Source organism: Pseudomonas sp. ZY71 (assembly GCF_036542145.1).
GTDB lineage: Bacteria > Pseudomonadota > Gammaproteobacteria > Pseudomonadales > Pseudomonadaceae > Aquipseudomonas > Aquipseudomonas koreensis_A.
The window spans coordinates 4,450,105-4,474,810 of record NZ_CP144274.1 but is presented as its reverse complement, the minus strand read 5'-3'; the positions used below and the strand labels follow the sequence as shown (position 1 = coordinate 4,474,810).

General features: G+C 62.0%; 12 protein-coding genes. 6 read left to right on the top strand and 6 right to left on the bottom strand.

The features are described 5' to 3' along the window. Positions 1-87: 87 nt before the first annotated feature. Together VY732_RS19780 and VY732_RS19775 are read right to left on the bottom strand one after the other, a co-directional pair. Positions 88-1,110, bottom strand: coding sequence for a purine-nucleoside phosphorylase (locus VY732_RS19780; protein ID WP_331691560.1), 1,023 nt, complete (start codon positions 1,108-1,110; stop codon positions 88-90). A gap of 15 nt (positions 1,111-1,125) precedes the next feature. Further along, positions 1,126-2,085, bottom strand: a complete 960-nt coding sequence (locus tag VY732_RS19775) for a nucleoside-specific channel-forming protein Tsx (RefSeq protein ID WP_116030633.1) — start codon at positions 2,083-2,085, stop codon at positions 1,126-1,128. 510 nt (positions 2,086-2,595) lie between these two features. Here VY732_RS19775 and VY732_RS19770 point away from each other — a divergent pair. The 3 genes from VY732_RS19770 (at position 2,596) to mnmH (ending at position 15,505) form a co-directional block, all read left to right on the top strand. Then, positions 2,596-13,119 carry an autotransporter-associated beta strand repeat-containing protein gene (locus tag VY732_RS19770; RefSeq protein WP_331691559.1) on the top strand — a complete coding sequence of 3,508 codons (10,524 nt, stop codon included), beginning with the start codon at positions 2,596-2,598 and terminating at the stop codon, positions 13,117-13,119. A 248-nt stretch (positions 13,120-13,367) separates the two neighbouring features. Further along, positions 13,368-14,402 (top strand): selenide, water dikinase SelD, encoded by a 1,035-nt coding sequence (gene selD / locus VY732_RS19765; protein WP_212621473.1) that lies wholly within the window; start codon positions 13,368-13,370, stop codon positions 14,400-14,402. Then, positions 14,402-15,505: a tRNA 2-selenouridine(34) synthase MnmH gene (gene mnmH, locus VY732_RS19760; protein WP_331691558.1), complete on the top strand. Its 1,104-nt coding sequence runs from the start codon at positions 14,402-14,404 to the stop codon at positions 15,503-15,505. The genes selD and mnmH overlap by 1 nt, the downstream gene beginning before the upstream one ends. Positions 15,506-15,624: 119 nt before the next feature. Here mnmH and VY732_RS19755 read toward each other — a convergent pair whose 3' ends face one another. Beyond that, positions 15,625-16,299, bottom strand: coding sequence for a histidine phosphatase family protein (locus VY732_RS19755; RefSeq protein ID WP_077573608.1), 675 nt, complete (start codon positions 16,297-16,299; stop codon positions 15,625-15,627). Positions 16,300-16,614: 315 nt separating this feature from the next. Here VY732_RS19755 and VY732_RS19750 point away from each other — a divergent pair, with 315 nt between their 5' ends. Both VY732_RS19750 and hemB read left to right on the top strand, forming a co-directional pair. Continuing rightward, complete coding sequence (locus tag VY732_RS19750; protein ID WP_331691557.1) at positions 16,615-17,313, top strand: glutathione binding-like protein; 699 nt, start codon at positions 16,615-16,617, stop codon at positions 17,311-17,313. Between the two features lie 251 nt (positions 17,314-17,564). After that, positions 17,565-18,539: a porphobilinogen synthase gene (hemB, locus tag VY732_RS19745; protein WP_077573606.1), complete on the top strand. Its 975-nt coding sequence runs from the start codon at positions 17,565-17,567 to the stop codon at positions 18,537-18,539. Between the two features lie 125 nt (positions 18,540-18,664). On the opposite strand, the gene VY732_RS19740 is transcribed toward hemB, so the two are convergent. After that, entirely contained in the window at positions 18,665-20,200 is a 1,536-nt protein-coding gene (locus VY732_RS19740; RefSeq protein ID WP_331691556.1) for an FAD-dependent oxidoreductase, read from the bottom strand. Positions 20,201-20,483: 283 nt separating this feature from the next. Beyond that, positions 20,484-22,688 (bottom strand): TonB-dependent receptor, encoded by a 2,205-nt coding sequence (locus VY732_RS19735; protein WP_331691555.1) that lies wholly within the window; start codon positions 22,686-22,688, stop codon positions 20,484-20,486. Between the two features lie 292 nt (positions 22,689-22,980). Here VY732_RS19735 and VY732_RS19730 point away from each other — a divergent pair, with 292 nt between their 5' ends. Beyond that, a complete protein-coding gene (locus VY732_RS19730; protein WP_331691554.1) occupies positions 22,981-24,072 on the top strand; it encodes a DUF1615 domain-containing protein in 1,092 nt (363 codons plus the stop codon). Positions 24,073-24,142: 70 nt separating this feature from the next. Here VY732_RS19730 and VY732_RS19725 read toward each other — a convergent pair whose 3' ends face one another. After that, positions 24,143-24,583 (bottom strand): phage infection protein, encoded by a 441-nt coding sequence (locus VY732_RS19725; RefSeq protein ID WP_331691553.1) that lies wholly within the window; start codon positions 24,581-24,583, stop codon positions 24,143-24,145. Positions 24,584-24,706: the final 123 nt, after the last annotated feature.

The following is a 24,706-nucleotide window of genomic DNA, read 5'->3' as shown; positions in this document are numbered from 1 at the left end:
GCGATAGCGGTGTATCAGTCACCCATGTATCAACTGACACACCGCGATCGCGAGCAGGCTCACTCCTACATTAGATCGGTGTCGAGCTCAGGATTGCGGGACGCCGTTTACCCATGCCGACCAATGCTTGAGGATGTCCTGCACCAGCGGATTACCCGCGCGATAGAGGTTTTCCAGCGCCGGCACAAAGCCGCCCTGATCGGCGTACTTGAGCAGGTTGTCCACTTCACTGCCGCCCGGCTCAGGACGGTCAAAGTCGGAGCCAGCACGCACCACGGCGAGGCGTTGCACGTCGACCAGTCCTTCGCGACCGGCACGCAGCAAGGCCTCATAGGTCGAGTTGTCTTCCTGTTGCGTCGTGCAGTATTCGCCCTTGTTGTCGGTGAGCAACTTGGTCCAGACCTCAGCCCGTTCGCTCAGGCGCGTGCCGGAAAACCAGGTGTTGCCGGCCAGTGTGTCGCAGCGCGTCACCACCGGTGGTTGATTGGCCGGGGCTGACGGATATTTAAGGCGCCATGCTGCCGATTCCTTGCTCTCGCTGAGCTCGACCTTGTGGCTCAGGGCGAAGGCCCTGGCTTGCAGTTTCGGGTTGAGTTCAAAGACTTCGGTCTTGTAGTCCAGCGGCGGTTTTTCGTTCGGGCCTTTGGTGTTGATGCCCAGATAACCGGTCGGCCAGCTCGACGGCGTATCACGCGAATCGATCTCCCATTGCGTGCCGAATTCCACCAGATAGTGCGCCCATGCAGCGGTGCCGATGGTCCCGTGTTTCGGGCTGATCCCGGCAATGCCGGCGATCAGGAAGTAGCTTTTGCGCAGGTCGAATTTCGGCGACAAGGCCAGCGCCAATGTCGACGCGGCTGCGTTGGTCTGGCCCATGCCGGTGGTCAACAGACATACCTGCTGCGCATTGCAGCGGATGCTCGGGTACTCGGCGGACAGGCCCGGCACGCGGATTTCCTGCTTCAACTCCATGCGATCAATCCAGTGTTGTGCCTCGGGGGCGAACATGGTGATCAGCACAACTTTCGGTTGAATCGGTGCCTCGGCCGCCCAAGCGGTGGAAGAGAGCAGGGCCGCGCCGGCCAGGGTCAAACGCATCATTGCTTGCATGGAAAACTCCTTGATTCAGAACTGATAACCGACGCCGGCGTAGTAACCCCAGCCGTTGGAACGCGCACGGAAATTGCCGTCGCCAAAATTCAGCTCGCTGCCGTCCTCCCAGTTGCCGCCGTTGTGGAAATAACGGCCGACCAGGGTGAAGCGCAAGTGGGTGAACGAGTAGAGCAAGACGTTGGTCGCTACCGTCGCATTGGCCGTGCGCGCAGGGTTGTCCTTGTGGATGTCCGAGCCGAAATCGAAGTTGGTGAAACCGATGTAGGTCAGCGAAGCGCCGTTGCTGAATTTGTCGATCGGCACGATGTACTTCAGTTGCGCGCGATAGCCGTCCCACGAATATTCATTGCTCGCACCGTAGTTTTCCCACTGGTAGCGACCATAGAGGTTGGCCGACAGGTTGACCCGCGAGTGGGTATCGATGTCGGTGCCGAAACCGCTGTAGAGGGTGTTGGCGCGATTCTCTTTGCGGCTGCCATGGTCGTAGATCCAGTCGAACGCGACGTACCATTCCTTGAACGGGCCGATGGCCAGGCTGCGGCCGGCGAGGTAGTCGATGGAAATGCGCGGTTCGTGCTCCATAAACACTGGTGAGCCGTGATCCCACACGCCTTTGTCGTGGCTGTTGCCAATGTTGAAGATCTTCGGAATGTCGATGTAGCCGTATAACTCGAACGGGCCTTTGCGGCCGAAGTACTCGTATTCCAGATAGATGTCGTCGGCCGGTTGTGGGCCGAAGCTGATGTCCTTGCTGCCAATCAACATCAAGTCCTGGTTGTACCAGTCCGACAGGTAGGCGCCTTTTTTCGGCGGGCTGGCTTCGGGGCTGAGTGCTTCGCCCTGGGCGGATTCTTCTTTGCTTGCCGGTTGCGCCTGCGCGCTGTGGCTGAGAAGTCCGGTAACGCCGGTCAGTAGCAAGGAAACAGCAAACGTGCACGAGAAAGGTGCGCGAACAGGGCATGCGATGGCCATTCAAAGTCCTTTTTTGCGGATCGAGGCCCGTGTTCCGTGGGCTTGTACGGTTTTGTTACGAAAACGTTGGTATTGACGTTACGCAAACGTTTGCATAAGGCGTACCAGTTTTCTCAATGCCATGAAATATCGATGAATTCGCAAATTTAACTGACGGATTGATCAGGTATGCCTGCTCACCGCGAAACCCCTGTAGGAGTGAGCCTGCTCGCGATAGCGGTTTATCAATAAAACGTGGGCTGACTGACACACCGCCATCGCGAGCAGGCTCACTCCTACAGGTTCTGCGACAGGCCGAAGACCCATGGATACGGGCTGAAACGCTGATTCCAGAACCCTCTAGTATTAAAGTATTAACACCATTTAATCCGTGCCCCATTGCCGGGCGTCTACTAGCTTTGTCCCCAATCAACGGTTTTGTAATGACCGTCGCAGTCTTGATTCGCGTGTGGAATAAGTACGGCTCTGCGCGCCCTCAAGGAAGAAATTGGCCACGACAAGGAGTAGCCCGTGGAAGCAAGGTTTGGTGTCGCCCTCGTTTCGCGCTTTTCCCCTCTTTCCCTTGCTGTGCACTTGAGCGTTGCCGGGCTGTTGTTCGGCGGCGTCAGCGCACCGGCGTTGGCCACTTGCTCCACGGCGGGTTCGACGGTGACCTGTACCGGCGTGCCCAGCCTGCCGCTGTTTCTCAACAATTTCTCCAGTGCCACCAGTGGCCTGACGGTCAACGTCAACAGTGGGGCGCAGATGAATGCGACCCTCGGCGGCCATGTGATGGACCTGACCGGGGTGAACATCTCCCTGAACAACTCCGGCACGATTGACCCGGCGTTGCTTGGCCTGGTCTCGGTGTTGAGCGGCGGCGCGTTCATCGGCACCGGTGCAACGAGCACGGTCAGTGTGCTCAATAACGCCAGCGGGATCATCCGTGGTACGGGCATGCTGCTCGGGCTCAACCTGACCAGCATCGACGGCCTGGCCCTTTCGGTTAACAACGCGGCAACCGGCACCACCAGCATCACCAACAACGGCACCATCACCTCGACAGGACTCTCGATCGGCGGCATCACCTTGGCCGACACTCCGGTAGTCGGCGTCTACGGTGGTTCGCAGGTCAACATGACCAACAGCAGCACCGGTGTGATCAACGGCCGGATCGCCTTCGAAACCTCGGCGGCGGGCAACACTTTCACCAACGCCGGTGCGATTACCGGCGGTGTGTCGATGGGGGCGGCGAGCACCAACACCTTCACTGCGGTGACCGGCTCCAGCGTCAACGTCGGTGACGGTGTACAGATCAGCGTCGGCCTCGGCGGTTTGATCGGCATCAACCTGACCTTCGCCCCGACCGGCACGGTCGATGGCGGCGCGGGCGGTACTAACAGCCTGATCCTGCAAAACCCGGCTGGCGTCGGCGGCGGTATCACCGGGACTGGCACGGCATCGAGCGCCACCTACATCAACTTCAACAACCTGACCCTCAACAGCGGCACCTGGACCTTGCAGGGGCCACTGGTCAGCGGCGCGACCACGCTCAACGGCGGTATCGCGAATTTCAACAACAACGCCACCTTCGGCAGCGGTGTGCTCACCTCCAACGGCGGGGTTCTGCAGGCCAGCAACGCCGGGTTGAACATTAGCAATCTGATATCCCTCGGTGCCGGCGGCGTCACCGTGCAAGGCAGCAATGCGACCACCCTGAGCGGGGTGATTTCCGGCAGCGGCGGTTTCACCAAGGCCGGTACCGGCCAGCTAAACCTCAGCGCCGCCAACACCTATCTGGGCAACACCACGCTCAATGGCGGCACCGTGCAGTTGGGTAACAATCAGGCGTTCAGTACCGGCGCGCTCAACGTCACCGGCGCGACGACCCTGAGCGCGCCGGGCACGATCAGCCTGGCCAACGCCATCAGCCTCGGCGGCACCTTGACGGCCGGCGGTACTGGTGCGCTGACCCTCGGCGGCTTGATCAGCGGCAGCAGCGGCCTGACCAAAACCGGCAGCGGCAGCCTGACCGTCAGCGGCGTCAACACCGGGTTCACCGGCACCACCACCCTCAGCGCCGGCAGCCTGCTGGTGACCAACAACAACTCGCTGGGTAGCGGCGCGCTGAACACGGCCACCGGTACCAGTCTCGACAGCACCGCCAACGTCACCCTGGCCAACAACATCGCGATGACCGGCGCGCTCAACGTGCTCGGCAGCAATGCGCTGACCCTCGGTGGCGTGTTGTCCGGCACCGGCGGCATCACCAAATCCGGCAGTGCCAGCCTGACGTTGACCGGCAACAACAGCAACAGTGGCAACACGCTGCTCAATGCCGGCAGCCTGTTGGTCGGCAGCAACACCGCGCTGGGCACTGGCGCGCTGAATGCGGCGGCGGGTACCACACTGGATGCGACCACGGCGGTGACCCTGGCCAACGCCGTCGCGTTGGCAGGCGATCTGACCCTTGGCGGCACGCAGGCATTGGGCCTGAGCGGCGTCGTCAGCGGCGCCGGCAACCTGATCAAGAACGGCACGGCGAACCTGAGTCTCAGTGGCAACAACACCTTCTCTGGCGGCACCGCGCTGAATGCCGGCACGCTGATTGTCGGTTCCAACACCGCGCTGGGCACTGGCGCGTTGACCACGGCGGCGGGCACTACCCTCGACGCCAGCACGGCAGTGGCGTTGGCTAACGCGGTCTCCCTGGGTGGCAACCTCAACGTCGGCGGCAGCGCCAACCTGACCTTGGGCGGGATTGTCAGCGGCAGCGGCGGGCTGACCAAAAACGGCGCGGCCAACCTGATTCTCAACGGCACCAACACCTTCCTCGGCGCGATCGCGTTGAACGCGGGCACGATTACCGCGGGCGCCAACGCGGCGCTCGGCAGCGGCAACATCACCGTCGGTGGCGTGGCAACTCTGGACAGCAATGCCGCTGTGACACTCAACAACGCGGTCATTCTCAACAACAGCCTGGGCATTGGCGGCAGCAACGCGCTGACCCTCGGCGGGGTGATCAGCGGCGCCAGCCAATTGGTAAAAAACGGCGCAGCCAATCTCACGCTCAGCGGCGTCAACACCTACAGCGGCGGCACCACGCTGAATGCCGGCAGTCTGACGGTCGGCAACGGCGCAGCACTGGGCACCGGCGCGTTGTCGGTGGAAGGCGCGGGCACGCTCAACAGCGGTTCGGCCGTGACCCTGAACAACAACGTGATTCTCAACGCCAACCTCACCGCTGGCGGTGCCAACGCACTGACCCTTGGCGGGGTGATCAGTGGCAGCAATGGTTTGATCAAGACCGGCGCATCGAGCCTGACCCTCAATGGCAATAACACCTACACCGGCACCACGGCGCTGAATGCCGGTTCGCTGGTGGTCGGCTCCAGCACGGCCCTCGGCACCGGCACACTGAACGCCTCGAACGGCACCACCCTGGATGCCAGCACTGCGGCAACGCTGGCCAATAACGTCAACCTCGGCGGCACTCTGACCCTGGGTGGCAGCAATGCGCTGACCCTCGGCGGCGTGGTCGCCGGTGTCGGTGGACTGACCAAGAACGGCGCTGCCGACCTGACCCTCAACGGCGCCAACACTTATTTTGGCAACACGGCGTTGAACACCGGCAAACTGACCGTCGGCAGCAACACCGCGCTGGGCTCCGGCACGTTGAACGCGGCCGCCAACACCACGCTGGACGCCAACACGGCGGTCAGCCTGAATAATGCCGTGGGACTCGCCGGTGCCTTGAACATCGGCGGCGCCGCCAATATGACCCTGACCGGTCTGGTCAGCGGCGCCGGCAGTCTGGTGAAAGACGGCGCGGCCAATCTGATCCTCAACGCCGCCAACAACTACCTCGGCGGCACCACGCTGAATGCCGGCACCCTGACCGTCGGCAACAGTTCGGCGCTCGGTTCCGGGGCGCTGACCGTCGCGGGCGCCGCGACGCTGGACAGCAATTCGCCGCTGGTCAGCCTCAACAACGCCGTCGTCCTGAATGCCGCACTGAGCGTTGGCGGCACGCAGAACCTCACCCTCGGCGGCGTCACCAGCGGCACTGGCCAGTTGATCAAGGACGGCGCGGCCAATCTCACCCTCAATGGCAACAACACCTTCAGCGGCGGCACCACGCTCAACGCCGGCACGCTGACATTGGGCAATGCCAACGGTCTGGGCAGCGGCGCATTGATCGTCGGCGGTGCGGCGACTCTGGATAACAGCGCCTCGTTCGGCATCGGTAATGCGATTACGCTGAATGCCGGACTGACTATCGCCGGCAACAACGATTTGAGTTTAAACGGCATCATTGACGGTGCCGGCAGCCTGACCAAAAACGGTTTGTCGGACCTGACTCTGGCCGGCAACAACACCTTCACCGGTGCGCTGAATATCGTGTCCGGTAGCGTCACTACGCTCAACAGCAATGCGCTGGGCAGCACTTCCGGGGTCAACATCAGCGCCGGCGCCGGGCTGAATCTGGGCAGCGACGCTAGCCTCGGCGCGCTGACCGGCAGCGGCAGTGTGCAATTGACTGGCAGCAATACTCTGACCGTCGGCGGCGGCAACGTCACCAGCACCTTTGACGGCGATCTCAGCGGCAGCGGCGGCCTGGTCAAAGTCGGCACCGGTACCTTGAACCTCACCGGGATCAGCGGCATCACCGGCAATACCGCGATCAATGGCGGCACCGTCGACCTCAGCGGTTCGCTGGCCAGTGCACAGGTCAACGTCAACACCGGTGGCACGCTCACCGGCACTGGTTCAGCGCTTGGTAGCGTCAACGTCAACAGCGGCGGTCATCTGGCGTTGTCGTCGGGCAATCAACTGTCCGCCGGTGCGCTGTCCCTCGGTGCGGGCAGCAATGTCGATGTGGCGTTGGGCACGCCGTCGACCACTTCGCTGATGAATGTCGGTGGCAATCTCACCCTCGACGGCAATCTCAACGTCACCGATGCCGGCGGTTTTGGCGTTGGTGTGTATCGCCTGTTCAACTACACCGGTGCCCTGACCGACCTCGGTCTGGATGTCGCCAGCGTGCCGGTCGGCTACGGCCTCGGCGATCTGCTGGTGCAAACCGGCGTCGCCAATCAGATCAACATTCAAGTCTCCGCGCCGAACAGCAACATCCGTTACTGGGACGGCAGTCAGACCATCGCCAACGGCGTGGTCGATGGCGGCAGCGGCACGTGGAATGCGGTCGGCACCAACTGGACCGATGCCAATGGTTTGGTCAACCAACCGTGGGCCGGCGACTTCGCGGTGTTCCAGGGCACCGCCGGCACGGTGACGGTGAACGGCACGCAAGCGTTCACCGGCATGCAATTCCTCACCGACGGTTACAACCTGGTCAACGGTGCAGCGGGGCAACTCACAGCGGTCAACGGCACCGGCGGCACCACTTCGTTGCGCGTCGATCCGGGCGTGACGGCGACCATCAATGCCAATATCGATGGCAGCGGCATCCTCAATAAACTCGACGCCGGCACCTTGGTGCTCGGTGGTGCCAACACCTATACCGGCGGCACGCAACTGGATGGCGGCAAGATCATCGTCGGCAGCAATACGGCGCTCGGTACCGGCACGTTGACGGCGAATGCCGGTACGCAACTGGACAGCAACGCAGCGGTGACACTGGCCAACGCCGCGACGCTCAACGGCAACCTCACCGTGGTCGGCAGCAATGCGCTGACCCTCAACGGTGTGCTTGGCGGCACGGGTGGCCTGATCAAAACCGGCACGGCGAACCTGACCCTCGGCGGCAACAACGCCTTCCTTGGCCCGGTAGCCTTGAACGCCGGAGGACTGATTCTGGCGTCGAACTCGGCGCTGGGTTCCGGCACGTTGAACGCGGCGGGCGGCACCACGCTGGATGCGAGCACGGCGGTGTCGGTTAACAACGCGGTCAACCTGGCTGGCAATCTCGGCATCGGCGGCACGGCGGATCTGACCCTGGCCGGTACGGTCAACGGCGCCGGCAGCCTGAGCAAAAACGGCGCAGCCAACCTGACCCTCAGCGGCAACAACAACTTCCTCGGCGGCACCACCCTCAACGCGGGCACCCTGACCGCTGGCAGCAATTCGGCACTGGGTCTGGGCAATCTCACCGTAGCCGGCGCCTCGGCGCTGGACAGCAACAGTGCGCTGAGCCTGGGCAACAACGTCGTGCTCAACGCCAATCTGAGCAACACCGGCAGCAACAATCTAACCCTCGCAGGTGTGGTCAGCGGCGCGGGTGGCTTGATCAAGGACGGCGCGTCGAACCTGACACTCAACGGCATCAACACCTTCACCGGCGGTACCACGCTGAATGCCGGCACGCTGACCCTCGGTACGGGCGCGTCGCTGGGCAGCGGCGCGCTGACCGTGGCCGGCGCTTCGACCCTCGACAATTCCGCGCCACTGGTGCTGGCCAACAACCTCAACGTCAATGCCAATCTGGCCCTGGCCGGTAACAACAACCTGACCCTCGGCGGCATCATCGCCGGCGCCGGCACGTTGACCAAGAACGGTCTGGCCGACGTGACCCTGAGCGGCAGCAATACTTTCAGCGGCACCTTCGATGTGCTCGCCGGCAGCCTGACCACGCTGAGTGGCGCGGCGCTGGGCAACAACGCCACGGTCAATCTCGCGGGCGGCGCGGCGTTGAATCTCGGTGCTTCGGGCAGCCTCGCCAGCCTCACTGGCAGCGGCACGGCGCTGATCGGCACGGGCAATACGTTGAGCCTCGGTGGCAACAACGTCAGCAGCACCTTCGCCGGCATCCTCAGCGGTGACGGCAGCCTGAGCAAACTCGGCAGCGGCACCCTGACCCTCAGTGGCATCAGCGACCTCACTGGCGACACCAACGTCAACGCCGGCACCCTGCAGGTCAACGGCTCACTGGCCAGCGGCAATGTGCTGGTCAACAGCGGCGGCACTCTCGGTGGCAGCGGCACCTTGAGCGGTGCCGTGACGGTGGCCGATGGCGGTCATCTGGCGGGCGTCACCGGCAGTACGCTGAGCGTCAGTTCGCTGCTGTTCAACGGTAATTCCAACTTCGACGTCGGCCTCGGCACACCGGTATCCGGTGGCGGCAATGCGCTGGTCAATGTCGGCGGCAACCTGACCCTCGACGGCACCCTCAATGTCAGCGATATCGGTGGTTTTGGCAGCGGCGTCTATCGCCTGATCGACTACACTGGCGGCCTGACCGACAACGGCATGCTCTTCGGCACACTGCCGGGCAGCGTCAGCCCGGGCGATCTGACCCTGCAAACCGCACTGGCCAATCAGATCAACCTGCTGGTCACCGCGCCGGGCGTCACCGTGCAGTTCTGGGACGGCAACCAACTGGTGGCCAACGGTTCGGTCGAAGGCGGCAGCGGCACCTGGGGCACCGGCACCACCAACTGGACCGACGTCAACGGCACCACCAATCAGGCCTGGACCAACAGTTTCGCAGTGTTCCAGGGCGCGGCCGGCACAGTGACCGTTAACGGCGCGCAAACCATCACCGGCATGCAGTTCGTCACCGATGGCTACAGCCTGGTGAATGGCGCGGCGGGCTCGCTGAATCTGGTCAACGGTTCGCTGGGCAATGCCACGGTGCGGGTTGACCCGAATGCCACGGCAACCATCGGTGTCGCGCTCAACGGCAGCGGCACGCTGGGCAAATACGACAGCGGTACGCTGGTGCTCAACGCGGCCAACGGCTACACCGGCGGCACGGCGCTCAACGGCGGCAAAATCGTGGTCGGCAACAATGCCGCGCTCGGCACTGGTGTGTTGACCGCTGCTGACGGCACAGCGCTGGACAGCAACGCGGCCGTCAGTCTGAGCAACGACGTGGTCGTCAACGGTGGTTTGACCGTTGCCGGTTCCAACGCCTTGACCCTCGGCGGCGTGGTCAGCGGCAGCGGTAGCCTGATCAAGGCCGGCGCTTCGAGCCTGACCCTCAACGGCAGCAACACTTACACCGGTGGTACTCAACTCGCCGGCGGTACGCTGATCCTCGGCAACAACAGTGCCCTCAGCAGCGCTGCGCTCAACGTGACCGGCAACGGCACGCTCGACAGCACCTCGGCGCTGCAACTGGCCAACGCCATCAACCTTGGCGCGCAACTGACCCTTGCCGGCAATCAGAACACCACGTTGATCGGGGCTGTGACCGGCACCGGCAGTCTGCTGAAAAACGGTAGCGGCGATCTCGTCCTCAGTGGTGCCAATACCTACAGCGGTGGCACCACGCTGAACGGCGGCACGACGCGCGGTGACACCAGCAGCCTGCAAGGCGCGATCGTCAACAACGCGACCCTGACCTTCGAGCAAAACGCCGATGGCAGCTACACCGGCAATCTCACTGGCGCCGGAACGCTGAACAAAGCCGGCACGGGTGATCTGCTGCTGGCCGGCAACAATACCTTCACCGGCAACACCTCGGTGCAGGCGGGCAACCTGATCGTCAACGGCGTACTCAACAGCGCCAATGTCGACGTTGCCAGCGGTGCGGGCATCGGCGGCGGTGGCCAGTTTGGGGGGGCCGTGCAACTGGCCAGCGGCGCGACGCTGCTGGGTGGCGCTACGGCTACGCCATTGTCAGTCGGTTCGCTGGCACTGTCCTCGGGAACCAATCTGGATTTCAGTCTCGGCTCGGCGGCCAGTTCGACCACGGTGGTCAATGTCGCCGGCAACCTGACCCTCGACGGTACGCTGAACATCAGCAACGCCGGCGGTTTCGGCACCGGGGTTTATCAACTGTTCAGCTACGGCGGCAGCCTGACCGACAACGGTCTGGTGTACGGCAGCCTGCCGGTGTCGGCGGCCAATCTGACCCTGCAAACCGCGATTGCCAATCAGATCAACCTGCTGGTGCAAGGCACGCCGGGTGAGGTGCAGTTCTGGAACGGTGGCACCACCAATCCGGACGGCAGCATCGGTGGTGGCAGCGGCGTGTGGGGGCCGGGCACCAACTGGACCGATCCGAGCGGTACTCAGGCCCTGGCTGCAAATGGTCAGTTCGCGGTGTTCGGCGGTCAGGCAGGTACCGTGACCGTGCAGGGCAATCAGAACTTCACCGGCCTGCAATTCCTCTCCGGCGGCTACAGCCTGGTTCCGGGGGCTGGCGGTACGCTGACCCCGGTCAACGGCACGGACGGCAGCCTTGCACCGGTGCGCGTCAACGCCGGCGCGAGTGCGGAAATCTCCGCGCCGCTGGTGGGCACGGGCGGCATCGAGAAGCTTGATTCCGGCACGCTGGTATTGAGCGGCGCCAACACCTACAGCGGTGGCACCACGGTCAGCGGCGGTACGCTGGTCGGTAACACCACCAGCCTGCAGGGCAATATCCTTAACAACGCATCGCTGCTCTTCTTGCAGAACTTCAATGGTCAGTTCAACGGATCGCTGCGCGGACTTGGCGCGATGCTCAAACGCGGCACCGGCACCTTGCTGTTGACCGGTGATAATCCGTTCAGCGGCACGGTCGCGGTCGATCAAGGCGTGCTGCAAGTCGGCAGCCGTGCGGCGCGGGCTTCGTTGGGTGGGCAAGTCACCGTGGCCAATGGCGCAGGGTTGAGTGGTAACGGCAGTGTCGGTTCGGTGGTCAACCATGGCGTTGTCGCCTCGGGCTCCGAAGCAGGCACCCTGAGCGTGGCCGGTAACCTGACCAACGCCAGCGACGGTGTGCTGGCGCTGACGGTCAGCTCGCCAACCGCGACGCCACTGGCAATCGGCGGCAGCGCAACGCTGGGCGGCGCCTTGCAAGTGAACTCGCTGGCACCGTTCACCGGCAACACCACGTACTCGCTGATCACGGCGGGCGGTGGCGTGAACGGCACCTTCAGCGCTGCGGACCTGCCGCAATATGCGTTCCTTAACAGCGCACTGGTGTATGACGCTAATGCGGTGAACCTGGTGGTCAGCCGCAACGGCAATTCCTTCGCCGATGTCGCCGCCACTGGCAACCAGTTCCGCACCGCCACCGCGCTGTCGAACAACGGCCCGGCGGGCGCGGCGTTGCAGAACGAGATCGTCAACCTCAGTGTTGCCGGTGCGCGTAATGCCTACGACAGCCTGTCCGGTGAGATCCACGCCAGCACCGCCAGCGCCATCCTCGAGGATTCGCGCTATGTGCGTGACGCGGTCAACGATCGCATGCGCCAACCGTCATGCAGCGCCGCGGATGATCCACGCCGTGCCCTGGCGCCAAGTGGCAACCAACTGAGCAGCAACGGTTGCCACGGCGAAATGGTTGGCTGGGCGCGGGCGCTCGGTGCCTGGGGTGAGTCGGATGGCGACAGCAACGCGGCGAAACTCGACCGTAACCTCAGCGGCTTCATGCTCGGCACCGACAAGCAACTCGATGACCAGTGGCGCGTGGGCATGGCCGCCGGTTACACCCGCAGCGACCTCGATGCGCATGATCGTCGCTCGGATGCCATCGTTGAAAGCTACCACCTGGCGGCGTACCTCAACTCGCAGTTCGATGCCTTGGCGGTGCGCCTCGGCGCGGCTTACAGCTGGCATGACATCGAGACCAAACGCAACGTCAGCGTCGGCAGCTACAACGATCGCCTGAAGGCCAATTACGATGCGCGCAGCGCCCAGGTGTTCGGTGAAGTCGGTTACGCGATTGAAGCCGGCGGCATTGCCCTCGAGCCGTTCGCAGGGCTCGCCTACGTCAACTACGACACCGACAAGGCCAAGGAGAAAGGCGGAGTAGGGCGCCTGGAGGCGGATGCCGATCAAGACATCACCTTCTCGACCCTCGGTGTGCGCGCCGGCAAAGTCATCACCCTGGCCAACGGCGGGCAATTCACCCCGCGCGCGGCCATCGGCTGGCGCCATGCCTTTGGTGACACCAAGCCTGATGCTGACCTGACCTTCATCGACGGCGGCGCCTCGTTCAGCACCCAGGGTGTGCCGATTGCCAAGGACAGCGCGATTGTTGAAGCGGGGGTCGACTTCCAGATCAGCCCGACCGGCAAACTCGGCGTCGGCTACTCGGGCCAACTGTCGAACGACAGCAACGACCATGCGATGACCATCAGCTTCAGCTTGGGCTTCTGATTTAGGGTCGAAGCACTTTTAGCCGCCCGTAAGGGCGGTTTTTTTTGCCTTGCCTCAAGCTGCTCGTTCCCACGCTCTGCGTGGGAATGCCTCTAGGGACGCTCCGCGTTCCGGCTCCGTAAGGGACGCGGAGCGTCCCGGGCTGCATTCCCACGCGGAGCGTGGGAACGATCGGATAACTGTTGGCTTTCGGTCCGGCCGTCCGTGCTCTGCTAGAATCGCCCCCATCAACAGCCTGAGACTCCCCCATGAGCGAGCCGATTCGTCTGACCCAATACAGCCACGGCGCCGGTTGCGGCTGCAAGATTTCCCCGCAGGTGCTGGAAGTGATTCTGGCCGGCAGCGGTGCGCAGAACCTTGATCCGAAACTGTGGGTCGGCAACGCCTCGCGCGATGACGCGGCGGTGTACGAGATCGATGCCGAGCGCGGTGTGGTCTCGACCACGGACTTCTTCATGCCGATCGTCGACGACCCGTTCGACTTCGGCCGCATCGCCGCGACCAATGCGATCAGCGATATCTATGCGATGGGCGGTGATCCATTGATGGCTATTGCCATTCTCGGCTGGCCGGTCAATGTGCTGGCGCCGGAAGTGGCGCGTGAAGTGATTCGCGGCGGCCGTGCCGTTTGCGACGCGGCGGGCATTGCGCTGGCGGGCGGGCATTCGATCGACGCGCCTGAGCCGATCTTCGGCCTCGCCGTCACCGGTCTGGTGGAAAAGCGCCACATGAAGCGCAACGACACCGCCACCGCCGGTTGCCTGCTGTACCTGACCAAACCGTTGGGCATCGGCATCCTCACCACCGCCGAGAAAAAAGGCAAATTGCGCGCCGCCGACGTTGGCGTGGCTCGCGACTGGATGTGCACCCTGAACAAACCCGGCAGCCGCTTCGGCAAACTCGCCGGCGTTACGGCGATGACCGACGTCACCGGTTTTGGTCTGCTCGGGCATCTGGTGGAAATGGCCGATGGCAGCCAGCTCACCGCACGCATCGCCTATGACCGCGTGCCGCGTCTGGACAGCGTCGAGTATTACCTCGATCAGGGTTGCGTGCCCGGCGGTACGCTGCGCAATTTCGACAGCTACGCGAGCAAGGTCGGCCGTGTGCAGGAGCTGCATAAACGCGTGCTCTGCGACCCGCAAACCAGCGGTGGTCTGCTAATCGCCGTGACGCCTGAAGGCAACGAAGAATTCCTCGCCGTTGCGGCCGAACTGGGCCTGAACCTGGCGCCAATCGGCGAACTGGTTGAGCGACAGACGAACGCAGTCGAGGTGATTTGATGCTCCGCGACTGCACTGACTACCGAGACATTTTCCTCAACGACCGGCCGCTGATGGATGCCCGTGCGCCGGTCGAGTTTCACAAGGGCGCGTTCCCCGGTGTGATCAACCTGCCGCTGATGAACGACGTCGAACGGCAGAAGATCGGCACCTGCTACAAACAGCACGGGCAGCAGGCCGCCATCGAGTTGGGTCATCAATTGGTCTCGGGAGCGCTGAAAGCCGAGCGTATCCAGGCCTGGGCCGATTTTGCCCGTGCCCATCCTGAGGGTTATCTGTATTGTTTTCGTGGCGGCCTGCGCTCGCAGATCACCCAGCAATGGCTGCGTGACGAAGCCGGTATCGACTATCCGCGTGTCGGCGGCGGCTACAAGGCAATGCGCAACTTCCTTATCGACACCCTTGAGCAGGCCATCGCGCAATGTGATTTCGTCCTGCTCGGCGGCATGACCGGTACTGGCAAGACTGAAGTGCTGGTGCAACTGCAAAATGGCCTGGACCTTGAAGGTCACGCCAACCATCGCGGCTCCAGCTTCGGCAAGCGCGCCACCGGGCAGCCGTCGAACATCGATTTTGAAAACCGTCTGGCCATCGACATCCTCAAGAAACGCGACGCGGGTATCGCGCAGTTTGTGCTGGAGGACGAGAGCCGGGTGGTGGGCAGTTGCGCCTTGCCGCTGCCGTTGTATCAGGGTATGCAGCAGTACCCGATGGTCTGGCTGGAAGACAGTTTTGACGATCGCGTCGAGCGGATTTTGCGGGATTATGTGGTGGATCTATCGGCGGAGTTCGTGGCCGTGCATGGGGAGGAGGGTTTTACCTTGTTCTCCGAGCGCCTGCTGGAAAGCCTCAACAATGTGCAAAAGCGCCTCGGAGGCGAGCGTCATCGGCGGATGCTGTTGTTGATGGAAGAGGCGTTGATCGAGCAGGGGCAAAGCGGGGCGGTGGACTTGCATCGCGGCTGGATCGAAGGGTTGCTGCGTGAGTATTACGACCCGATGTATGTGTTTCAGCGCGAGAAGAAGGGCGGGCGGATCGAGTTTGCCGGGGAGCGTGGGGCGGTGCTTGAGTATCTGCGTGAGCGGGCCAGCCAGAAAGATTGAGGCTGTAGCGGCTGGCCTCTTCGCGAGCAGGCTCGCTCCCACAGGGGATTTGTATTTCACGCAAATCCAATGTGGGAGCTAGCCTGCTCGCGAAGAGGCCAGGTCAGACTACACAGCAATCAGGTCGGGCAGGTTTCCTTGCCATGATCCAGCCCCTGCTTGTAACTGTGGCTCTGCAGACTGGCCTTGCCGTTGTGCCAGGTCAGGGTCAGTACATACAGCGAGTCAAAATCGTTGCCCGCCCAGTCCTCGGTGATGTTCTGTTTTTCGCCGAGCGCTTTGCCCGCCACCTTGTTGATCAGCTCCGGCAGATAGCCGTGGGACCACGCGGTGTAAATCGTCGAGTTGTGATACTTGTCTTCCAGCAGTTCGCGGGCCAGATCGCTGGTGTCGTTGGCCGAAAACTCGATGTTCACCGGCAGGCCGAGCTTGATCGCCGCCGGGCTGATGGTCATCAACGGACGGATGTAGCTGTAGGAGTTGTCCAGCTCACCTTCCTCGACATTGCGTGTCGGGTTGGCGGCGAACACGTAATCGGCCTTGCCGAATTTTTCCGGCAGCAGCGTCGACAGGTCGATGGCGCGGTTCAGGCCCTGACAGTTGAGCTGGCCGAGACCGCCCTCGGGCTTCTCCGCGTGGCGCAGGAACACCAGGGTCTGGGTGCCATCCGCCGGTTGCGCGCGGCTTTCGCTGGACTCAAGCGACAGGAATAGCGCACTGACGGCCAGCAGGGAAGGCAGGGCCACATACGCACGGTGTTTGAAGCGTTTGGCGAATCGCATAAGGTTCGTCATCAAATAGAAAGTTCTTCAGCTGATTCAATTAAGGCTGACAAACCTTTACACCACGGGCTCCCAGCACCGGGTGTTTTCCCTGTCGTGAACGGCTTCCTTTGCAATAAAGGCATAGCTCAGAGTCCCCTGAGGGCCATTGGTTCGATCGCCCGAGTGCGCAGCACTCTAACGGCAACGTTAAGCGGCCTGGTGGCAGGTTAACGACAGGATGTTGCGGATTTAAGTAGGTGCAACGACGCTGGCAAAAAGAACCCGCGCTAGAGCGTGTGATCCTGGATTATGCTCAGGACTTTAATTTGTGACTGGATGCTTCCCATGACCGATCTGTCCGCGTTCCCGATCACCCAGAAGTGGCCGGCGCAGTACCCTGACTGGATTCAGCTCTATTCCCTGCCGACGCCCAACGGCGTCAAAGTCTCGATCATGCTCGAAGAAATCGGCCTGCCGTATGAGCCACACAAGGTTGCTTTCGATACCCAGGATCAGTTGTCTGCCGAGTTTCTGTCGCTGAACCCGAACAACAAGATCCCGGCGATCCTCGACCCGCACGGCCCCGGAGACCAGCCGCTGCCGTTGTTCGAGTCCGGTGCGATCCTGATTTACCTGGCCGACAAAAGCGGCCAGTTGCTCGCGCAGGAAGGCGCGCTGCGTTACGAAACCATTCAGTGGCTGATGTTCCAGATGGGCGGCATCGGCCCGATGTTCGGTCAGCTCGGCTTCTTCAACAAGTTTGCCGGCAAGGATTATGAGGACAAGCGTCCGCGCGATCGTTACGTCGATGAAAGCAAACGTCTGCTCAAAGTGCTCGACGGTCGGCTCAAGGGCCGTGACTGGATCATGGGCGAGCGTTACACCATTGCTGATATCGCCACGTTTCCGTGGGTGCGTAACTTGATCGGGTTTTATGAGGCCGGTGATCTGGTGGGCATCAGCAACTTCCCGAATGTTACCCGCGTGCTTGAGCGATTCCTCGCCCGCCCAGCGGTCATTCGCGGCCTGACCATCCCTTCCTGACTACACACATAACCCCTTGTAGGCCTTCGCCTGCTCGCAATAGCGGTGAGTCAGTCAACATTGATGTCGAATGACACATCGCTATCGCGAGCAGGCTCGCTCCCACAAGGGAATGTGCAAAGTCCGAGGGATTATTACACCCCCAGTAATGCACTCTTGATTGATCCAGGTTTGTACCCCGCCCCCCGCAAGGCATAAGCTTCGCCCCCTACGACTTTCGTCTCATCTGCCGTTTTCAGGAAAGGCCCTCCATGTCCAGTCAGTTCCCCGAAGCACGTCCCCGCCGTCTGCGCCGCAATGCGAGCCTGCGCAGCCTGTTCCAGGAAACCGAGTTCAGCCTGAATGATCTGGTGCTGCCGATTTTCGTCGAGGAAGAAATCGATGACTTCGTGCCGATCAACAGCATGCCGGGTGTGATGCGCATTCCCGAGCGCAAACTGGCCAGCGAAATCGAGCGTTACGCCCGTGCCGGCGTCAAGTCGGTGATGACCTTCGGCGTGTCCCACCATCTCGATAGCAACGGCAGCGACACCTGGCGCGAAGACGGTCTGGTCTCGCGCATGTCGCGCATTGCCAAAGATGCCGTGCCGGAGATGATCGTGATGTCCGACACCTGCTTCTGCGAATACACCGATCACGGCCACTGCGGGGTGATGCACAACCATGAGGTCGACAACGACCAGACACTGATCAACCTCGGCAAACAAGCCGTGGCGGCAGCCCGCGCCGGTGCTGACGTGATCGCGCCGTCGGCGGCGATGGACGGTCAGGTGCGGGCGATTCGTCAGGCGCTGGATGCGGCTGGATTTACTCAAATTCCGATCATGGCCTATTCGACCAAATTTGCTTCGGCACTGTACGGCCCGTTCCGCGAGGCCGGTGGCAGCGCGCTGAAGGGCGACCGTAAAAGCTATCAGATGAACCCGATGAACCGCCGCGAAGCCCTGCGCGAATCGCTGCTCGACGAGCAGGAAGGCGCCGATGCGCTGATGGTCAAACCGGCCGGTGCTTACCTCGACATCATCCGCGATATCCGTGAAGCCTCGAACCTGCCGCTGGCGGCGTATCAGGTCAGTGGCGAGTACGCGATGATCAAGTTCGGCGCACAGGCCGGGGCGATTGATGAGGATCGTGTGGTGCGTGAAAGTCTGGGCGCGATCAAGCGCGCGGGTGCGGATTTGATCTTTACTTACTTTGCGATGGATCTGGCCTTGGCCGGGATCTAAGCAACACCGCAAATCCAAACTGTAGGAGTGAGCCTGCTCGCGATAGCGTCTTGTCAGTCAACATTAATGGCGGCTGATACACCGCTATCGCGAGCAGGCTCACTCCTACAGGGTTTTGTGGTGGGTCAGGGGCAGTTGAAGTAGGGCCGGATGCCGTGATCGCGGAAGTAGCGTTCAATCACTTTCGGATCCGCGCTGTTCTCGGCAATCGCCACATACGTATCCGGGCGCAGCAGATAAAAGCCATTACGCCCCAATCCTGCCGTTTCAAACGCCGGACGCCAGTCGAACACATGCAGCGGCAAATGATGTTCGTGGCACCAGGCAATCATTTCGTCGCTGGTGTCGCCGTAGACATGCACTTGCCAGCACGGTTGCCTTAGCGGTTCGTAATTATCCCCCTCACCATCATGCGCCCAGGGCAAACGGTCACCGCCGTGGACGTGGCCGGCTGCGCCCTGGCTCAGCGGCATGCCGCGGTAGTTGAGGGTGACCTGCGACACCGTGCGAAAGAGGAACTCGCGACTGGCCTCGAACGAAGCCATTTTCGGGATCAGAAACGGCGCCACGCGCATGCGCAGCAGGTCCGCCATACGTCCCTCGGCAGTGACAAAACTGAAGACTTTGTCGGTGGTTGACACCAGCCTGCGGGCGAAGGCCATGCGTTCGGTTTCATAGCTGTCGAGCAGGCCTGGTTCGGCAGCGCCGCTGAGCACGGCGGCAAGTTTCCACGCCAGATTGATCGCGTCGCCGATGCCGGTGTTCATGCCCTGACCGCCCGCCGGGCTGTGCACATGTGCGGCATCGCCGAGCAGAAACGCGCGGCCACTGCGAAAATGCTCGGCCACGCGGTGATGCACACGGTAGGTCGAGAACCAGTGCACGTCTTCGATATGCACTTTCAGGTGTTCGATGGCGCGGCTGCTGACATCGGAAAACTCCAGGCTTTCGGCGCGATCCGCACGCTCGTCACGCACGGTGCCGATCAGCCTTGCGCGGCCTTCGCCGGCGAGAGGAAACACGGCGAGAAAGTCTGCTTCATCCAGGTCCAGGTGCAGCTCGCCGTTCATTGCCGGGCCGCTGGCCTTGACGTCCGCGACATAGAAAATCTGCTGATAAGTGCCGCCGGGGAACCCGGTGTCGAGGGTTTTGCGCACCACTGAGCGGGCGCCGTCACAGCCGGCCAGATAACAGGCCTGGCAGATTTCCTGCTCGCCATCGGGCAGGCGTAAATGCGCGGTGAGGCCGTCGCCGGTTTCTTCGAAGCTTTCCAGCGTGGTGTTGCGTTCGACCGTGACGCCGTAGTCCTCGAGGCGCTCGATCAGCAGCCGTTCGTGCTCGTCCTGCGGGAATATTTCGACGAACGCATAGGGCGTCAGGCCTTCGCCAATGCGGTTCAGCGGTAATTGCGCGACCGCTTTGCCGTTGACCCAGAAATTCGCCGCCGCCACCCGATGACCGTTGCGCACCACGGTGTCGGCGAGGTCCAGTTGCCGGTACAACTCGAGGGTGCGAGCCTGCACCGCCAGCGCTCGCGAAGTGGTGCCGGGCGCGGAGGTTTTATCGATGATGCGCACGCGCACGCCGAGTTTGCTCAGCCACAGGGCCAGCACCAGCCCGGTCGGGCCAGCGCCGATGATCAGGACGTCGCTGCGGTTCATGGGCCTGTCCTCCGTTTGCTGTGCAGCAAGTATGGATCAGAAGGAGAGGGTGGCCAGTTCATCGGCCAGACGGGGATGTCTTGATGGTGTTCGGCTGGGGTGCTGTTGTGTGACGTAAATAGTAGCCCCTCACCCCAGCCCTCTCCCGAGGGAGAGGGAGCCGATTGGTGGGCTTTTCAAGTGTGCGTTCAACTCGGTGGCACACGTCGGCGTAACTCGAAAGAACACCGCAATCAGTCCCCTCTCCCTCCGGGAGAGGGCTAGGGTGAGGGGCTTTTCAGCCTTAGAAATCAATAGTCCCGGACAACTTCGCCACCCGCGGCTCACCCTGAGTCAGATACCCACCCTGAGCCGATTCCCAGTACTTCTTGTTCGCCAGATTCTCCACGCCCAGACGCACGGTCACGTCCTTCTCCGACACCTTGAACGCATAACGCGCACCCGCATCGAAGCGGTTCCAGGTCGGCAGGCTCAGATTGTTCGCCGCATCGGCATATTGACCGCCGGTACGCAGCATCCGCGCATTCAGCGCTACGCCTTGCAGGCCCGGCACGTCCCAATCCGCGCCAGCGTTGAACTGGAAGGTCGGCACACCGATCGCACGATTGCCGTCGTTGGCGCCGTTGAGGGTGTTCTTCAGTTCGGTGTCCATCAGGGTCAGGCCGCTGATCAGGCGCAGGCCCTGAACCGGCTCGCCGAACACGTTCATTTCCACGCCTTTGTTGACCTGCTCGCCTTCACGCACGTAGGTGCAGGTGGTGGCGCTGTCGATTTCGCAGTAACCATCGCTCGGCTGTTCGATGCGATAGACACCCAGGCTCGCGCCGTAAGTGCCCATGTCGACTTTCACCCCGACTTCGGTCTGTTTGGAACGCGCGGGTGCATAGACTTCGTTGCCGTTGGTCACACGGAATCCGCCGGAGCTGGTCGGCGAGGTCGGGCCCTGTGCCAGGCCTTCGATGTGGTTGGCGTAGAACGACACGTGTTCCCATGGCTTGAACACCACGCCGTACACCGGCGTGGTGATCGATTCGTCGTAGCTCGACTTGCGATCGCCGCTGCCCCAGCTGGCGTAGTTGTAGCCTTGCACCACCAGTTGCTGGCGGCGCAGGCCGGCGGTGACCAGCAGGCGATCATCGAAGAAACCGAGGGTGTCGGAAAGCGCGATGCTGCGGTTGAAGGTCTTGCCGACGATGCCCGGATCATTCAAGTCGCCACCGGCAAAATTGCCCACCGGCGACGGCGTTTGCACCGGGTGATAGATGTTGTTGGCGTATTGGGTCAGATCGAAATCGTATGCGCTGCGCTGCTCGGCCCAGATACCGGTCAACCCGAAATTGACCTTGTGACTGATCGCGCCGGTATTGAATTTGCCGTTGAGGCCAGCCATGACGCTGGTGTTGTCTTCATCGTGGGGGACGAACGAACCCGTGGTAAACGAAGCACCGCTGTTGCCAACCAGAGTGGTCGAGTTGTAGCGCCCGACTTCGCGGGTGTGCTTGGCGCCGCCGGCCGCGTAGGCGGTCCAGTTGTCGTTCAGGTCATATTCGGCGCGAAGCATGCCGAAGGTGTCTTCGATGTCGGTGTAGCCCCACTTCGGCGCGTAGTTGGTGTCGGCCGATGGCGCATCCGGAATGTGCGTGGCAGTGCCAAGGTTGACCGAGCTGCGGCCACCGTTGACGCGTTCTTTCTGGTAGGCGAAGTCGCCGGAGAGGCGCAGGGCGTCGCCGCGGTAGTCGAGGCCGATGGCGAACAGTTTCGAGCGCTGGTTCTCGTGATCGATGCCGGTGTCGCCTTCACGCTGGGACAGGTTGATCCGTGCACCGAAGCGGTTGTCTTCACCGAAGCGCTGGCCAATGTCGAAGTGATGACCGATGCGACCTTCGCTGTTGATGTCGGTGGTGTAACGGCGCAGCGGCACGTCACCGGCGCGCTTCGGTTGCAGGTTGACGCCACCGCCGATGCCGGAACCGGTCGGGGTCACGCCGTTGATAAAAGCGTTCGGGCCTTTGAACACTTCCACGCGCTCCAGCGCATCGGTGGAAATGATCTGCCGTGGCAGCACACCGTACAGGCCGTTATAGGAAATATCGTCGCCGTTCAGTGGCAGGCCACGGATCATGAAGACCTGCGCCTGGTTGGAGAAACCCGAGGCCTGACGCACCGACGAATCGTTGAGCAGCACGTCGGCGACGTTTTCGGCCTGCTGATCCTGGATCAGTTGTTCGGTATAAGAGGCGGCGCTGAATGGCACGTCCATCATGTCCTGATTGCCGAGCACGCCGAGTTGACCACCACGGGCGACCTGACCACCCGCGTAAACCGGGGGCAGGGCGTTGGGCGTCGGGGCCTGAGCATTAACGTTGACGTCGTCCAGCACCAGCGCTTTGGTATCGCCTTCAGCGGCGTGAGCGGTGACAGTCAGGGAGCACAGCAGGGCGAGAAGCGTCGGGCGAAACGGGACGGCGAGTCGAGCTGGAGCGGGCATGTAGGGACCTGGAGGCACGCGGCCGGTGAGAAAAATAAGGGCGGCGCGGGAACTCCTTGCGCAAATGCGACTCCAGGTGCAAATGATAGGTTTTCTCAGTAACGTTTTGCAATCAGTTTGTCATCACCTCTTCAAAACCCATATTCCTGTGTAGGAGCTGCCGCAGGCTGCGATCTTTTGATCTTGTTTTTAAAATCAAAGTCAAAAGATCGTCCGATCGCGGCCCGAGCCTTCGGCAGCTCCTACACGGATTGTGTATGGTGTTCGGGCTTAATGGACTGGATGGAGCAACATGCACAACCTTCGATTACCGATCACGCTCGCCGCATTGCTGGCGCTCGCCGGTTGCGCGGGGCAGCGCAGCCAGGAACCGGTGCCGCGTGCACCCGCTGAAGTGAAGGCCGAGATCGTACGGCTGATGCCGGCCAAGACTGCCGATCGCCAAGGCTGGGCCACCGATATCTACGCCGCATTTGCCGCGCAGAACATCAGCCCGACCACGCAAAACCTGTGCTCGGTGCTGGCCGTTGCCGAACAGGAATCGACCTTTCAGGCCGATCCCACCGTGCCCGGCCTGGGCAAAATCGCCCGCGACGAAATCGACCGTCGCGCCGCGAAAGTGCATATCCCCAGCCTGTTGGTCAGCGGCGCTCTGCAGGTGCGTTCCACCAACGGCAAGACCTACAGCGAACGCCTGAACGCGGCGCGCAGTGAAAAAGAACTCAGTGGCATTTTCGACGACTTCATCGGCCGGGTGCCGATGGGCCGTACGCTGTTCGGTGGCTTCAACCCGGTGCACACCGGCGGGCCGATGCAGGTCAGCATCGAATTTGCCGAGCAGCACGCCAAAGACTATCCATACCCGGTAGACGGTACGATTCGCCGCGAAGTGTTCAGCCGCCGTGGTGGCATGTATTTCGGCATCGCGCATTTGCTCGGTTATCCGGTGAGCTATCGCGAGCCGTTGTACCGATTTGCCGACTTCAACGCTGGTTGGTACGCCAGTCGCAACGCGGCGTTTCAAAACGCGGTGAGCCGCGCCTCGGGCATTCCGCTGGCGCTGGATGGCGATCTGATCCGCTACGACTCGATCATGCCCGGCGGCACGGAACTGGCGGTGCGCACCCTCGGCAAGTCATTGGGCATGCGCAACCCGACCATTCGCGATCAACTGGAGAAGGGCAAAACCCTGGAGTTCGAAGAGACCAAGCTCTATCAGCGGGTGTTCGAACTGGCAGAGCAAGCGGAGGGGAAGAAGCTGCCGCGTGCGGTGTTGCCGGGGATCGTGCTGCAGAGTCCGAAGATCACCCGAAAACTCACGACCGCGTGGTTCGCCAAGCGCGTGGACGAGCGTTACAAACGCTGCATGGTCAAGGCCGGATAAATCAGGCAGACATAAAAAACCCGGCCAAGGGAGCCGGGTTTCTCTGGGGTGTTGCGCTTGCCGCCATTCATCAGGCAACGCGGCGTTCGATCAGACGATCCGAGCCACCTTCAGCAACGCGGCGTTCAAGCAGACGATCCGAGCCACCTTCAGCAACGCGGCGTTCGATCAGACGATCAGCGCCACCTTCAGCAACGCGGCGTTCGATCAGACGATCCGAACCACCTTCAGCAACGCGGCGTTCAAGCAGACGATCCGAACCACCTTCGGCGACGCGGCGTTCGATCAGACGATCCGAGCCACCTTCGGCGACGCGGCGTTCGATCAGACGATCCGAGCCACCTTCGGCAACGCGACGTTCAAGCAGACGATCCGAGCCACCTTCAGCCACACGGCTTTCGATCAGTTTGTCCGAACCGCCCTCAGCGATCAGGGTGTGGGCCGGGGTAGCGGCGAAAGCGTTGATAGCGAAGACCGAGAAAGCGATACCGAGAAGAGTTTGGCGTTTCATGATGGTGTGCTCCGGGGTGTTGTTGGTTGGTATGGAGCCGATGTTACGCCGGAGATTTTTTATGAGAACTTCATTGCCGTGATGATGAACATCGACAGCAATGATGGTTGATGTAGGAGCTGC

Bases quoted from the DNA above. Each gene is read 5' to 3' on its own strand.
- VY732_RS19740 (WP_331691556.1), bottom strand. From the start codon at position 20,200: ATGAACCGCAGCGACGTCCTGATCATCGGCGCTGGCCCGACCGGGCTG.
- VY732_RS19735 (WP_331691555.1), bottom strand. From the start codon at position 22,688: ATGCCCGCTCCAGCTCGACTCGCCGTCCCGTTTCGCCCGACGCTTCTC.
- VY732_RS19730 (WP_331691554.1), top strand. From the start codon at position 22,981: ATGCACAACCTTCGATTACCGATCACGCTCGCCGCATTGCTGGCGCTC.
- VY732_RS19755 (WP_077573608.1), bottom strand. From the start codon at position 16,299: ATGACGAACCTTATGCGATTCGCCAAACGCTTCAAACACCGTGCGTAT.
- mnmH (WP_331691558.1), top strand. From the start codon at position 14,402: ATGCTCCGCGACTGCACTGACTACCGAGACATTTTCCTCAACGACCGG.
- VY732_RS19725 (WP_331691553.1), bottom strand. From the start codon at position 24,583: ATGAAACGCCAAACTCTTCTCGGTATCGCTTTCTCGGTCTTCGCTATC.
- VY732_RS19775 (WP_116030633.1), bottom strand. From the start codon at position 2,085: ATGGCCATCGCATGCCCTGTTCGCGCACCTTTCTCGTGCACGTTTGCT.
- VY732_RS19780 (WP_331691560.1), bottom strand. From the start codon at position 1,110: ATGCAAGCAATGATGCGTTTGACCCTGGCCGGCGCGGCCCTGCTCTCT.
- selD (WP_212621473.1), top strand. From the start codon at position 13,368: ATGAGCGAGCCGATTCGTCTGACCCAATACAGCCACGGCGCCGGTTGC.
- VY732_RS19750 (WP_331691557.1), top strand. From the start codon at position 16,615: ATGACCGATCTGTCCGCGTTCCCGATCACCCAGAAGTGGCCGGCGCAG.
- hemB (WP_077573606.1), top strand. From the start codon at position 17,565: ATGTCCAGTCAGTTCCCCGAAGCACGTCCCCGCCGTCTGCGCCGCAAT.